Here is a 13,672-nt window from a genome sequence, read left to right as displayed (position 1 = left end):
GAATGGGCTCGCGTGTGCTGCGAATGCCGATGAAGGCCGCTGCGCCGTTTGGCGTCACGAAGCGCATGAGGCCGCCGACGCAAAGCGACGCACGGCACTCGCGCGACGACGAACGTATCCATGTTCGCCCGCGCGCATCGGCGCAAGCGATCGAAGGTTAGAGGCAAAACAGAGACAATCGAGGAGAAATCCGATGCGCGAAGTGCGTTGGGCGTCGCTCGAGCACGACGGGATCGAGCATCTGGCGTTCGAGCGACACGCATTCGGCAGCATCGCGGAGAGCGTGGTCGTCGGGCGCGACGAAGGGCGTGCGTATGGTGTCGCCTATCGCGTCGTCTGCGACGAGGGCTGGCGGGCGAAACACGTGATCGTGACGGTGATGGGCGGCGGCGCGCTCGAGCTGCGCGGCGACGGGGAGGGCCGCTGGCGCAACGGGGCGGACGAGCCGCTCGCGATGCTTGACGGGAGCATCGACGTCGACATCGCCGCGACGCCGTATACGAACACGCTGCCGATCCGCCGTCTGAGGCTCGCGCGCGACGAGCGGCGGCCGATCGATGTCGTCTATATTTCGATCCCCGATCTGACGGTCGGCCGCATGCGACAGGCGTACCGATGCATCGAGCCGGATCGTGTCTATCGCTACGAAAGCGTCGCGAGCGGCTTCACCGCGCAACTGGAAATCGATCGCGACGGGCTCGTGCTCGACTACGAAGCGCTTTTCAGGCGCTTGCCGGCCGACGCGCGCTGATTCGCCCGCTGCTGGCCGCCGGATTTCGCGGCGGCGGCCGCATGCCGCTTCGGCTCGTGCGCGGTCGCGAACCGGCCGATTCGCGCGGCGATCAGCGCCGCGTCGCGAATCACCGTCCAGTGCGATGCGGCGATTTCGTCGCGGCGATGCGCGCCGAGCCAGCGATCGAGATGGCGGGTGAGGGCGGGCGTCACATACCGGTCGTAACGCGGCACGATGATCTGCACCGGCGCCTGCGCGTAGCGCTCGCGCGGCCGACGGGCGCGCTCGATGAAATTCGCGCGGTAGAGCTTGAGGCCGTTCAGGCCGTTGCGCAGTTGATCCGGATCGGCGTCGACGGCGATGCGCTCGGTCTTGCGCAGCCACAGCGGCCACAGCTTCGCGCCGCCCAGCCGCCACACGAGCTCGGGCACGAGCGGCAGATGAAAGAACGCGATGTACCACGACTTCAGCGTCTGCTTCAGATTGAGCGGCGCGCGAAACACGTGGTCGAGGCACGGCCCCGAGATCGACGTGTACGACGCGAGCCGGCCGTTGATCGCGGGATCGGTCGCCGCTTCCCAGCATTGAATCGATCCCCAGTCGTGGCCGACGAGGTGAAACGGGCGATCGCCGCACGTCACGTCGGCGACGGCGAGCAGATCCTGCGCGAGCAGGCTCAGCTTGTAGTCGGCGCGGCGCTTCGGCGCATCCGATGCGCCCGCGCCGCGCACGTCGTACGCGATCACGCGAAAGCGCTTGTCGAGATGCTCGCGCACGCGTTCCCACACGCGCGCCGAATCCGGATAACCGTGCACGAGAATCACGGGCGGAGCGTTGCGCGGCCCGCTCAGGTAGACGGCAAGGCGCACGTCGCCCGAGCGGACCGTCAGCGTGTCGCGAACGGACGCCATCGCTCGTTCGCTTACGCGTGCTGATGCGCGGGCGACGAGTGCAGCGGCACGCGGCGCGGCGCGACCTGGTCGGCGTAGCGCTCGTTCGCGGCGTCGATGTTCGCGAGCAGCGCGTCGAGGTCTTGCAGGTACACGCGATTGTCGTGGTCCCACGGATGGAAGCCCGGCCGGAAGTAGTCGAGCCATTCGAGCGCGATGCTCGCGAACACGCCGTTCTTCGGGCTGTACAGATACTTGACGAGCCGCCACATTCCCTTGAGCTTGCCGTGGCGCATCCGGTGCGCGAACATCAGGCGCACGTGGAAATCGAACACGACGGTCCAGAAGATCAGCGTCGTCAGCAGCATCGTGCCCGTGCGCAGCAGGTAGGTCTTCACGCCGGGCTTCATCACGGCCGTCCACACGTCGTACGAAACCGCCTTGTGCTCGGTTTCTTCCATCGCGTGCCACATCCACATCTGCTTGTAGCCTTCGACCGAGCCGTCGATCCGGTGTTCGTGGCCCGACAGCAGCTGGTTCGCGAGAATCGCCGTGTAGTGTTCGAGCGCGATCGTGATCGCGAGCTGCATCGAATGCGGCAGCACTTTCTTGCCCCAGCCGAGGAGCGCCCACAGGCGCTTGTCGAGCTTGTGCGCGGGCAGGCCGGCCGATTGCAGCAGATCGTTGTACTCGATGTGCTCGCGCGTGTGCATCGCTTCCTGGCCGATGAAGCCCGCGACCTGCTTCTTCAGCTCGGGGTCGTGGATCTGGTCGCGGTAGTTGCGCACCGAATCCATGAAGAAGCGCTCGCCCGCCGGAAACAGCAGCGACAGCGCGTTCATGAAGTGCGTGACGGGCGCGCCCTGGACGTGCCAGTCGTAGACGCGCTCGGGGGGCAGCGCGAAGCGGATGTCGCGCCGGACCGGCATCATATGCGGTGTCGTCATGATTGCTCTCCTCCCTGGTTGCCAGCGGTGTTGTAGGTTGCCTGCGCGGGCGCCGGCGTTGCACGGCCCGCACGGCGGCGCGCTCGCGCGCTCTGAAGCTTGGTCGCGAGCACGACGAGCGGCTGGTACGCGGCGGGCAGCGTGCGCGCGAGCCAGTCGGCGCCGCGCGCGTCGCGGCCGATCAGCACGCGGCGCTTGTTCTTGCGCACGCCCTGCAAGATCACGCGCGCCGCTTCGTCGGCCGTCGTGATGAAGAACTTCTCGAAATCCTCCTTGCCCTGCTGCTCGCTCTCGACCATGAAGCCGACCATGTTCTGCGCGAGCCGCGCCGATTGCGCGATGTTCGTGCGGATGCCGCCCGGATGCACGCAGGTGGCCGACACGCCGCTCTTCATCAAGTCGAGCTCCTGGCGCAGCGATTCGGTGAAGCCGCGTACAGCGTATTTCGTCGCGTTGTAGCCGCTCATGCCGGGCTGCGCGAAGATCCCGAAAATGCTCGACGTGTTGACGATGTGCCCGTCGCCCGACGCCTTCAGATACGGCAGGAACGCCTTCGTCCCATGCACGACGCCCCAGAAGTTGATGTTCACGATCCACTCGAGATCGCTGTATTCCATGCCGTCGATCGTGCTCGACAGCGCGACGCCCGCATTGTTGAAGACGAGGTTCACGCGGCCGTGCGCGGCGGCCGTCTCGTCGGCCCATGCGTGCATCGCGGCGCGGTCGCCGACATCGAGCACGCAGGTCGTCACGCGCACCGACGGCGCGAGCGCGCGGACGATCCGCTCGGTCTCGGCGAGGCCGGCCGCGTTCCTGTCCGCGAGCGCGACGTGGCATTGCTGTTGCGCGAGCTGCACCGCGAGCGAGCGGCCCATGCCGGAGCCCGCGCCCGTGATCGCAGCGACTTTGTTGGAGAAGGATTTCATGTCGTAGGCTCGTGTGGGTTCGGGGCTCAGGCGGTCGTCTCGGCGGCTGTCTGCGCGACAGCCGGGTTCGGCAGCGCGGGGGCCGGCTGCCCGTTCTGGCGCGGGTTCGCGTAGTACGCGTGATAGTCGGCCATCGAGAAGAACGCCGTTTCCTGCCGGAAGCGCCACGTGAAGGTCGGCCAGAGCGTCGTGTTCTTGCCGGTGCGGGGGTCGAGATACCAGCTGCTGCAGCCGCCCGTCGACCAGACCGTGCCCTTCAGCTTGTTCTGGATGCGGTTGTTGTATTCGAGCTCGACGAGCGGACGCACTTCGATCGCCTCGGCGCGCTCGGTGCGCATCGCCTTCAGCGCGCCGAGCACGTACTCGATCTGCGATTCGATCATGTACACCATCGAGTTGTGGCCGAGGCCGGTGTTCGGGCCCATCAGGATGAACCAGTTCGGATAGCCGGGGACCGTCGCGCCGAGATACGCGTGCAGGCCGTCGCGCCATGCGTCGACGACGTCGACGCCGCCGCGGCCGACGATCGTGCCGCGCGGGAACGGATTGTTGATCTGGAAGCCCGTGCCGTAGATCAGGCAGTCGACTTCATGGCGCTTGCCGTCCGTCGTGACGACCGCGTTTTCCTCGATGCGCTCGATGCCCGTCGTGATCACGTCGACGTTCTTGCGCGTGAGCGCCGGATAGTAGTCGTTCGACATCAGGATTCGCTTGCAGCCGATCGTGTAGTCGGGCGTCACCGCGGCGCGCAGTTCCGGCTCGGAGATTTGCCGGCTGATGTGGCGCAGCGCGAGCTTCTGCACGAGCTTCATCGTCGACGGATGCACGGCGAAGCCGAGCACGCGCGATTCGAGCATCCAATAGATGCCGCCGCGCATCAGCTTCTGCGTGAACGGCAGATTGCGGAAGAGCCACTGCTCGAAGCCGCTGACCGAGCGGTCCGGCTTCGGCATGATCCACGGCGGGGTGCGCTGGAAGAGCGCGAGATTCGCGACGCGCGGGGCGATCTGCGGGACGAACTGAATCGCGCTCGCGCCCGTGCCGATCACGGCGACGCGCTTGCCTTCGAGCGGATAGTCGTGCTTCCAGTGCTGCGAGTGGAACGCTTCGCCCTTGAACGTCTCGATGCCGGGGATGTTCGGGTACGCCGCGCGCGACAGCCCGCCCATGCCCGACACGAGCACGCGCGCGCATACGCGCTTGCCGTTCTCGAACGTCAGGCGCCAGCGATGCGCGGTTTCGTCGTAGGTCGCGTTGACGAGTTCATGATTGAAACGCAGGTGCGAGCCGACGTTGAAGCGCTGCACGCAGTCTTCCATGTACGCGCGGATTTCCGGCTGCGGCGCGAACATCCGCGTCCAGCGCGGATTCGGCGCGAACGAGAACGAATAGACATGCGATTGGACGTCGCACGCGCAGCCGGGGTAGTGGTTGTCGCGCCAGGTACCGCCGACCGAGCTGGCTTTTTCGAACACCGCGAAGTCCTGGTTGCCGGTCTGCCGGAGGCGAATCGCCATGCCGAGCCCGGAAAAGCCGGTGCCGATGATGGCGATATCGATGGTTTCTTCGTGATTTGTGCTGTCGAGTGGACCGAAGGACATATTGCGCGCGTTCATCCAAGCGTCTCCATTTGGGCTCATTTTTTACTGTTACATTGATGGATGTAACAATAGTTCGTGAAAACCGAAACCGCAAGCCGGGTAGACATAGCCCTCTAAGCGCGGGATTCAACGGATGCCGAAGCCCGCCGGATGGGCTTGTGCGAGAAAAAGCGCGGCGCCGCGCGGAATTCTGATGTTGCGTTGCAGAATTGCTCGCAGTCCCTAATAAATTAAGGATTGCGACGCGAATTCGATTAGTTCGTTTTGCGTCGCAACACGCCGAACGCAATGGTCAATTGCGCGACCGCATAAAAAACCAGATGAAATAATCGACGCCGCTGAACGCGCCGAGAAAACGATCGATGCCGATCAGCGCATCGGATGCGACGAACACCAGCGCGCCCGCCGCGATCTGCGGGCCGGGCGTGCGTGCGCTAAGCGCGAGGCTCGCCATCGCGCCGAGCACGGCGACGTAGACGGCCACGGGCGCCGCGAGCGCGGCGAGATGGGGAAGGAACGCGGCATAGAGCGCGGCGGCGGCGATCCACAGCGCGACGAGCGCGATCGCGCGCGGCCCGCGCGGCGTGGCGCGCCACGGCGCGAACAGCGCGCAGTAGGCGAGATGGGCGAGCAGGAATGCGCCGAGGCCGGCGATAAACGACGGCGGCCATTGGGGATGCGCGAGCAGCACGTCGCCGAGCACCGACGCGGCGAGCGCGGCGCCGAGCCACGCGCGCTCGCGCGCAGGCGAATGCCGCAACGCCGCGGCGAACAGCAGGACGCCGAGCGCTGCCTTGGCGGCGGGCTGGCCGGGATAGGGAGCATGGCCGAGCGACAGCCCGTACAGCAATGCGGCAAGCGCGGCGGCGAGCCAGAAGCCGCGCGTGCGCGCGGGCAGGTTGGACAACATGGTCGGACGGTCTCCTCGCACGCAGCGTGTCGTCGGGTGCGCGGTGCGGCGTCTCGGGCGACGCTCGACGTCCGCGCGGCCGTCCATTATCGGCAAGAAGGCGTTATCGGGGACGGACGAATCCTTCTAACCGGGCTGCGGGCGAGGCGTCGCGCCTACTTCGCCGCGAGCGCGGCGGCGGCGTCGCGCTCGGTCCAGACGTTGTCGCCGACGGTCAGCTTCTGCGGAATCAGCTTCGCGGCGTGAAACGCGTCGGCGACGCCCTGTTGCGACGCGACGATCTTCTCGTCGAGCGGCGTCGTGCCGTACGGCACGCGCTTCACCCAGGTTTCGACGAGCGCCCGATCGAGCCCGATCTTCGGCGCGATCAATGAGGCGGTCTCGGCGGGATGCGCGTTGACCCACCGGCCGGTTTCGCGCAGTTGCTGCAATACCGCGCCGACCACGTCCGGGTGACGGGTCGCGAATTCGCGCGTCGCCTCGTAGAAGTTATAAGCGGCGGGCAGGCCCGTGTAATCGGCGAGCGTGCGCGCCTTCAGCGCCTGCTGCGCGGCTGCGTAGTAAGGGTCCCAGACGACCCACGCGTCGACGGTGCCGCTTTCGAACGCGGCGCGCGCATCGGCGGGCGGCAGATAGATCGGGCGGATTTCGTCGTAGCGCACGCCGGCCTTCTGCAGCGCCTTGAGCAGCAGGTAGTTCGCGCTCGAGCCTTTCTGCAGCGCGATTTTCTTGCCCCTGAGGTCGGCCACGGTCTTCAGCGGCGAATCGGCCTTCACGACGATCGCCTCGTTGTGCGGCGACGGCGGCTCCGCGCCGACGTAGACGAAGCGCACGCCGCTCGCCTGCGCGAACACGGCGGGCGGCGCGCCCGTGTAGCCGATGTCGATGCTGTCCGCGTTCAGCGCCTCGAGCAACTGCGGGCCGGCCGGGAACTCGAACCATTTGACCGCATAGCCGAGCGGCTTCACGCGCGCCTCGAGCGAGCCCTGCGCCTTGACGACCGCGAGCAGCCCCGCCTTCTGGTAGCCGACGCGCAACACTTTGCCGCCCGCGTCGTCCTGCGCGAACGCGGCGACGGCGACGAGCGACGCGAGCGCGGCGGCTACGGTTCGGGGAATCCAGCGGGCAGGGCGAATCATCGGCAATCTCCACGACGTTGAAAAGAAGCGAGCGGCGCGCACGCCGCTCGGGTCGGGAAATCGTCGCACGGGCAGCCGCCCGCGCGAACCAAGCATTGCCGATATCAATATGACGCGTGCGCGCCTAACGTTTCTTGGGCGTGTCCTTCGCCGCCGCTCGCTCGAGCTTGGATTCGCGGTCGCGCGCGGCCTGCGAGCTCAGCTTCTTGTCGAGGATCGTCGCGACGCGGCCGCCCAGGTACGCGCTCGACGCCGCTTCGAGCGCCCGGTTCATCTCGCCCTCGACGAACACCGACGACAGCGGGCGCAGCCGCCAGATCGCGTCGACGAGCGCCGGCACGTCGGTCGGCGGCGGCAGCGAGCCTTCGTCGTAGCGGTCGAGGCGACGCACGACGAGCTCGACGAGCACGCGCGCGATCGCATCGAAATACGGCCGCGTGATGCTGATCGCGTCGAGCAGTTCGCGCGCGGGAATGCCTTCGCGCACCATCGCGGCCGCGGCTTCGAGAAGCGCCGGACTTTTCGAGACGAACGACATGCCGCGCCGCTCGAGCAGGCCGAGCTCGGCGACGCGCCCGAGCGACGCGGGCGTCTGCGGGCCGAACATCTGGATCAGCTGCGCGAGCGAGAAGGATTGCGGGCGCTCGTTGGACCAGCGGCCGCCGATCGCGTTTTCGAGCCCGAGGATCGAGCGAAGGTCGTGGCCGTCGTCGATCGCCTTGATGAGATCCTGGATGTTCGACAGCGTGTAGCCGCGCGCGAGCAGGTGATTGATGACCTTCAGGCGGGCGACGTGCGTATCGTCGTAGATGCCGACGCGGCCGCGCTTGCGCGGCGGCGCGAGCAGGCCGCGATCCTGATAGGCGCGCACGTTGCGCACCGTCGTGTCCGACACGCGCGCGAGCTCGTCGACCGTGTATTCGTTCAACGTCGACGCGTCCGGAGCGGCGTCGGCGGGGGTGGTTGAGTTCGATTTCGGCATGCGACGATTTTAGCGCGACCGCGCGCTTCAGTGCGAGGCGTCGTCGTCGGAGGGCGGCTTGCGCGCGCCGTCTCCGAGCACGCGTTGCATCAGTGCGGTGTCGATCCATCGGCCGTGCTTGAAGCCCACGCCGCGCAGCGTGCCGACGGGCTCGAAGCCAAGCGCGCGATGCAGCGACGTCGAGCCGCCGCGTCCGCCGTCCGCGATGACCGCGATCATCTGCCGCCAGGGGCCGGCTTCGCAGCGCTCGATCAGCGCGGCGAGCAGCACGCGGCCGATGCCGCAGCCGCGGCACGCGTCGTTCACGTAGATCGAATCCTCGATCGCATAGCGATACGCGCTGCGCGGCCGGTACGGCGTCGCGTACGCGTAGCCCGCGACCATGCCGTCGAGCTCCGCGACGAGATACGGCAGGCCGTGTCGCCGCACCGCTTCGCGCCGCGCGCGCAGATCGTCGACGGACGGCGGCGTCTCCTCGAACGACGCGACGCCCGTCAGCACGTGATGCGCGTAGATCGCCTGGATCGCTGCGAGGTCCTGCTCGGTGGCGTCGCGAACGATCGCGGCGGAAAGGGCGGGAGCGCCGGATGTCTTCATTGCAAAACGGGGCGGGAATGGCGGAATCGTTACTATGCTCGCATTCAAAAATGTCCGCAAAGCGAGCGCTTCGATCGCAGCGCGCCGGAATTGCGGACGATGCGTGCGATGTATGACGATGCGCATCGCGATGATCGCGGCCGCCGAGAAACGCATTCGATCGGCGATCCTCGACGGTTGCGTCCGAAGCCGCCGGCGATCTTATAATCCGCAGCCGTTCCGAGGCGCATAGCGTAGCGACGAAAGTGACGAAAGCGGACGCCGTCGCTCGATACGAGTGCGTAATGAAAAAATGCTCGCGACGATTTGGGCGAGCCGAATAATCAAGACACGATGAACAAGCGAAATACGAGGCCCGCCGATTTCCAGAAGAAGACCGACGCGCGCCGCACGTCCGGCGCGCGAGAAGCGAAGTCCGTTTCGCGATCGGTTGAATCGAAACATAGCGTGCGGCACGCGCATGAAGATGTCGCAACCGCAGAGGTTGCGACGAATGTGGTGCCGGAGCTGCGGGCGCAACCCGCGCGATCGTTGGAGTCGCAACCGAGGCCCGCGATTGCAACCGCTGCGCCCACGAAAACCACGGCACCCGCGGCAACCGAGGCGGCTGCGCCGGCTTCCGCGCCGATCGACTCGACCGATTCCACCCGCTCGACCGACATGCGTGGCTCGACGGAAGAGGCCGCTCCGGCCGCTCCGGCCGCATCGCCCGAGCTTTCGTCCACGCCCGGCCGACCGGCCGCACGGGCCGGCGTGCGGATGCCCCGCCTGTATCGCGCGATCACGTGGCTGCAAGGCACTTATCAGAAGCTCGACACGGGGCAAAGGCTCTACCTGAATTGCGCGCTCGCGGTGCTGCTGTACTTCGTGACGTTTCCGCTGCATCGCTGGTGGAACTTCGTCGGCTTGCTGATGCTCGCAATCGTCTTCTGGTTCGCGGGGATGGTCTACGACGCGCTGACGCTCTACAAGCGGATCTACGCGACGCACATCGGCAAGGGCCTGCTGCTGCTCGCGTTCACGGGCCTCACGAATCTGTCGATCGCGCTCGCGAATCTGCGGATCAACGGCATCGCCGGCGTCGATCCGTCGAAGTTTCCTCATACGGAAATCTTCGTCGCGATTCTGTCGATCCCGTTCATCGGGCTGTTGATCCTGATGACGCTGTATGCGGCGTCCGTGCTGTTTCTGCCGGTCTACGGCTTCTTTTTCTTCGCGATGGACGCGAAGGCCAAGGCGTTCTTTTCCGCCGGCCTGATTAAACAGGACGAAAGCGCGTATCCGGTGATCACCGGGATTCTCAGATTCGTCGGCTTTTTCGTCTTTGTCGGCGTCGTGATCTTTTTCGCGAAGCAGAAGCTCGTCGACTACGACCGCTTCATGACGCAGACCGCCGAGCAGTCGATCTATCAGCTCGAAATGTACGAGAAGGCGCCGTGCGACGTGCCGGCCGGCGCGCGGGTCGCGTTCCTCGACGACGACAACATCGTGTACGCGCTGCGCGTCGGCGCCGAGCTGAAATTCTTCCCGCAGCCGTGCAAGAAGGGCGCGAAGTGATCGATCGGGCCGACGCGCGCGCCGTCGGCTCGAATCACGCGCGCTTCCTGAACGGCACGTCCTCGACGAACCACGCGAGCGCGAACGCGATCGCGATCACCGCCGCCGCCCACAGATACACGGAATGCAGCGAGCTCGCGAACGCGTGCAGATACGCGCCGCGCACGGCGTCGGGCAACTGGCGGACCGCCGACGGCCCGAGCGACGGCGGCAGCTCCGTGTCGGGCGGCAGCGCGGCCGCGAGCCGCGCATGCAGCCCGTTCGAGAACAATGCGCCGAACGCGGCGACGCCGAGCGAGCCGCCGATCGAGCGAAACAGCGTCGCGCCGGACGTCGCGACGCCGAGGTGCCGGAACTCGACGGTGTTCTGCACCGCGAGCACGATGACGGGCATCACCATCCCGAGCCCGCCGCCGAGGAGCGCCATGTACAGATACATCGCGCGCAGCGGCGTGTCGAGCGACAGCGTCGCGAGAAGCAGCATCGCCGCGCCCGCGACGAAGGTGCCCGCGATCGGGAACAGGCGGTACTTGCCGAGCTTCGTGATGAGGCGCCCGCTCGCGATCGACGTCACGAGCATGCCGCCCATCAGCGGCAGCAGTTGCATGCCGGCTTCCGACGGCGTGGACCCTTTGACGACCTGCAGATAGAGCGGCAGGAACGTGACCGAGCCGAACAGCGAGAGGCCGACGACGAAGCCGATCAGGCTGCACAGCACGAAAGTCCGATGGCGGAACAGCTCGAGCGGCATGATCGGCTCGGCGGCGAGACGTTCCTCGTAGACGAAGCCCGCGGTCGCGACGATGCCGAACGCGAGCGTGAACCACAACTGCGGCGACGACCACGGCAGGATCGTGCCGCCCTGGCTCGTGAACAGCACGACGCAGGTGAGCGCGGTCGCGAGGAACGCGGCGCCCGCGTAATCGATCCGGTGCCGCACGTGCGCGGTGTGCGGCCTGAACGCCGCGCCGATCACCGCGAACGCGAGTGCGCCGAGCGGCAGGTTGATGTAGAAGATCCAGCGCCACGACAGGTGCTGGACGAGAAATCCGCCGAGCAACGGCCCGATCACCGTCGCGATGCCGTACACGCCGCCGAACATCCCCTGATAGCGGCCGCGTTCGTCGGGCGGAATCAGGTCGGCGATCGCGGCCATCGTGACGACCATCAGCCCGCCGCCGCCGAGCCCTTGCAGCGCGCGCAGCAGGATCAGCTGCGTCATGTCCTGCGCGAGTCCGCAAAGCGCCGAGCCGACGACGAACAGCACGATGGCCGCTTGCAGCACGATCTTGCGCCCGTACAGGTCGCCGAGCTTGCCGTAGAGCGGCAGCACGACGGTCGACGACAGCAGGTAAGCCGTGACGACCCACGACAGCTTCTCGAGGCCGCCGAGCTCGCCGACGATCGTCGGCAGCGCGGTCGACACGATCGTCTGATCGAGCGCCGACAGCAGCAGCACGAGCAGCAGCGCGGCGACCGTGAGCCGCACGGATGCGCGCTGGCCCCCGGCATCGGCGTGGTCGGGCGGCGCGGAGGAGTCGGTATGCATGGGGAGTCGCATTGTCGTTGGGAGCGAGTCGGAATGTAGAAATAATCGATTGACTAGTCAATATCTGCTTCGTCACAAAGATTTCCATCGGTTACGAGTCGTAACGGCTGCGTTCGGGCGGGGCGGCATGTCGCCGCACCCCGCGAGGCGTCTCAAGTTTTCGGAAGCCGGGCCGTAATACCGGCGACTGTCCCCCAAACCGGCGGCTACCATTTGCGACTCTCCCTGGTCATGAACGCTTTTTTCTCCCGTTTTTCGATTCGCACCCGGATCTTCTCGACGCTCGGGCTCGTCGCCGCGCTGCTCACGATCACGGGCGTGATCGGTTTCTTCAGCATGCAGAACTCGAACGCCGCGCTCGACGACGCTTATACGCGCCAGCTCGCGGCGAAGACGGCGCTCGCGTCGGCGAGCCTCAATCTCGCGATCGCGCGCACGACGCTCGACCGCGTGATCCTGCATCCGGAGGCGCCCGACGCCGCGAACACGATCGCGAAGGCGGAGCAATACCTGGCCGCGTCGGACCGCGGCTGGGGCGATTATGACGCGCTGCCCCGCAGCGACGACGAAAAGGCGCTCGCCGCGCAGGCGAACGCGGCGCGCCGCGCGCTCGTCGACGAGGCGATCAAGCCGATGATCGACGCGCTGAAGGCGGGCCGCCACGACGACGCCGATCGCCTGATGATGACGGCCGCGCCGCCGCTGTCGGTCGCGTGGACGAAGGCGACGACCGCGCTCGCCGACGCGCGCGCCGCGTACGGCAAGGCGGCGTACGACGACGCGGAGCAGATGTACGGCTGGCTGCGGCTGACGCTCGGCGGCCTGATCGTGTTCGGTCTCGTCGCGTGTCTCGGCTGCGCGATCGGCCTGCACTTCGCGATCACGCAGCCGCTCGTGCGGATTCTCGGGCACCTGCGCCGCCTGTCGGACGGCGATCTGACGAGCGAGCTGCACTGGACGTCGCACGACGAAATGGCCGAGCTCGTGAGCGGCTTGACGACGATGCAGCGCAGCCTGTCGGACACGGTGCGCAAGGTGACGGACGGCTCCGAATCGATCGCGACCGCGACGCGCCAGATCGCGGCCGGCAACACTGACCTGTCGCAGCGCACCGAGGAGCAGGCGGCCGCGCTGCAGCAGACGGCGGCGAGCATGGAGCAGCTGACCGTGACGGTGAAGCAGAACGCCGACAACGCGCGCGAGGCGCAGAACTGCGCGGACAGCGCGACCAACATCGCGACGAAGGGCGCGACCGTCGTCGGCGAAGTGGTCGGCACGATGGCCGAGATCGACCAGAGCTCGCAGAAGGTGGCCGACATCATCGGCACGATCGAAGGGATCGCGTTCCAGACCAACATCCTCGCGCTCAATGCGGCCGTCGAGGCGGCGCGCGCGGGCGAGCAGGGCCGCGGCTTCGCGGTCGTCGCGGGCGAAGTGCGCACGCTCGCGCAGCGCTCGGCGTCGGCGGCGAAGGAGATCAAGGCGCTGATCGGCGAATCGGTCGAGCGGGTCGCGACGGGCTCGCGTCTCGTCGGCTCGGCGGGCGACACGATGCAGGAGATCCAGCGCGCGATCGCGCGCGTGACGGGCATCATGACCGAGATCTCGGCCGCGTCGAACGAGCAGCGCGACGGCATCGAGCAGGTGAACCGCGCGGTGTCGCAGATGGATCAGGTGTCGCAGCAGAATGCGGCGCTCGTCGAGCAGGCGGCGGCGGCCGCCGCGTCGCTCGAAGAGCAGGCCGACGGGCTGCGCCGCACGGTCGGCGTGTTTCGCGTCGTCGTCTGACGTTTTAGTGTCGGCCCGCGTCGGCCCGCGTCGGCCGATCCGCGGGCCCATGC

General features: G+C 67.1%; 12 protein-coding genes and 1 pseudogene. 3 read left to right on the top strand and 10 right to left on the bottom strand.

Features of this window, described 5'->3' with window-relative positions; translation table 11 throughout:
* Positions 1 to 193 precede the first annotated feature (193 nt).
* On the top strand, positions 194 to 751 hold the full coding sequence (locus tag WS91_RS06665; protein ID WP_038744125.1) for a putative glycolipid-binding domain-containing protein: 558 nt from the start codon (positions 194 to 196) through the stop codon (positions 749 to 751).
* Here WS91_RS06665 and WS91_RS06660 read toward each other — a convergent pair.
* The 9 genes and pseudogenes from WS91_RS06660 to WS91_RS37225 all read right to left on the bottom strand — a co-directional run bounded on the left by WS91_RS06660 (position 709) and on the right by WS91_RS37225 (position 9,387).
* Positions 709 to 1,644, bottom strand: coding sequence for an alpha/beta fold hydrolase (locus WS91_RS06660; RefSeq protein WP_038744127.1), 936 nt, complete (start codon positions 1,642 to 1,644; stop codon positions 709 to 711). The two genes, WS91_RS06665 and WS91_RS06660, sit on opposite strands and share 43 nt — an antisense overlap.
* An 11-nt stretch (positions 1,645 to 1,655) precedes the next feature.
* Positions 1,656 to 2,570 (bottom strand): metal-dependent hydrolase, encoded by a 915-nt coding sequence (locus WS91_RS06655; protein WP_059646711.1) that lies wholly within the window; start codon positions 2,568 to 2,570, stop codon positions 1,656 to 1,658.
* Complete coding sequence (locus WS91_RS06650; RefSeq protein WP_038744131.1) at positions 2,567 to 3,496, bottom strand: SDR family NAD(P)-dependent oxidoreductase; 930 nt, start codon at positions 3,494 to 3,496, stop codon at positions 2,567 to 2,569. The genes WS91_RS06655 and WS91_RS06650 overlap by 4 nt, the downstream gene beginning before the upstream one ends.
* 26 nt (positions 3,497 to 3,522) lie before the next feature.
* On the bottom strand, positions 3,523 to 5,112 hold the full coding sequence (locus tag WS91_RS06645) for a flavin-containing monooxygenase (protein ID WP_038744133.1): 1,590 nt from the start codon (positions 5,110 to 5,112) through the stop codon (positions 3,523 to 3,525).
* Positions 5,113 to 5,351: 239 nt separating this feature from the next.
* A pseudogene (locus WS91_RS06640) lies at positions 5,352 to 6,007 on the bottom strand (lysoplasmalogenase).
* A gap of 155 nt (positions 6,008 to 6,162) precedes the next feature.
* Entirely contained in the window at positions 6,163 to 7,146 is a 984-nt protein-coding gene (locus WS91_RS06635) for a sulfonate ABC transporter substrate-binding protein (protein WP_059582495.1), read from the bottom strand.
* Between the two features lie 124 nt (positions 7,147 to 7,270).
* Positions 7,271 to 8,128, bottom strand: a complete 858-nt coding sequence (locus tag WS91_RS06630) for a MerR family transcriptional regulator (RefSeq protein ID WP_038744137.1) — start codon at positions 8,126 to 8,128, stop codon at positions 7,271 to 7,273.
* Between the two features lie 27 nt (positions 8,129 to 8,155).
* On the bottom strand, positions 8,156 to 8,725 hold the full coding sequence (locus tag WS91_RS06625; protein WP_059669978.1) for a GNAT family N-acetyltransferase: 570 nt from the start codon (positions 8,723 to 8,725) through the stop codon (positions 8,156 to 8,158).
* Positions 8,726 to 9,048: 323 nt separating this feature from the next.
* Positions 9,049 to 9,387, bottom strand: coding sequence for a hypothetical protein (locus WS91_RS37225; protein WP_231751992.1), 339 nt, complete (start codon positions 9,385 to 9,387; stop codon positions 9,049 to 9,051).
* On the opposite strand from WS91_RS37225, the gene WS91_RS06620 reads away from it, so the two are divergent.
* Positions 9,281 to 10,282 carry a hypothetical protein gene (locus WS91_RS06620; protein ID WP_231751991.1) on the top strand — a complete coding sequence of 334 codons (1,002 nt, stop codon included), beginning with the start codon at positions 9,281 to 9,283 and terminating at the stop codon, positions 10,280 to 10,282. The genes WS91_RS37225 and WS91_RS06620 overlap by 107 nt on opposite strands.
* Before the next feature lie 34 nt (positions 10,283 to 10,316).
* On the opposite strand, the gene WS91_RS06615 is transcribed toward WS91_RS06620, so the two are convergent.
* A complete protein-coding gene (locus WS91_RS06615) occupies positions 10,317 to 11,831 on the bottom strand; it encodes an MDR family MFS transporter (RefSeq protein WP_038744140.1) in 1,515 nt (504 codons plus the stop codon).
* 231 nt (positions 11,832 to 12,062) lie between these two features.
* Between WS91_RS06615 and WS91_RS06610 the strand changes: the two genes are divergently transcribed.
* Positions 12,063 to 13,619: a methyl-accepting chemotaxis protein gene (locus tag WS91_RS06610; protein ID WP_082758106.1), complete on the top strand. Its 1,557-nt coding sequence runs from the start codon at positions 12,063 to 12,065 to the stop codon at positions 13,617 to 13,619.
* The last annotated feature ends 53 nt before the right edge of the window (positions 13,620 to 13,672 follow it).

The organism is Burkholderia sp. MSMB1498 (assembly GCF_001526245.1).
In the GTDB taxonomy this organism is placed as follows: domain Bacteria; phylum Pseudomonadota; class Gammaproteobacteria; order Burkholderiales; family Burkholderiaceae; genus Burkholderia; species Burkholderia savannae.
The sequence above is the reverse complement of the archived record's forward strand: the minus strand, read 5'-3'. Positions and strand labels throughout refer to the sequence as shown.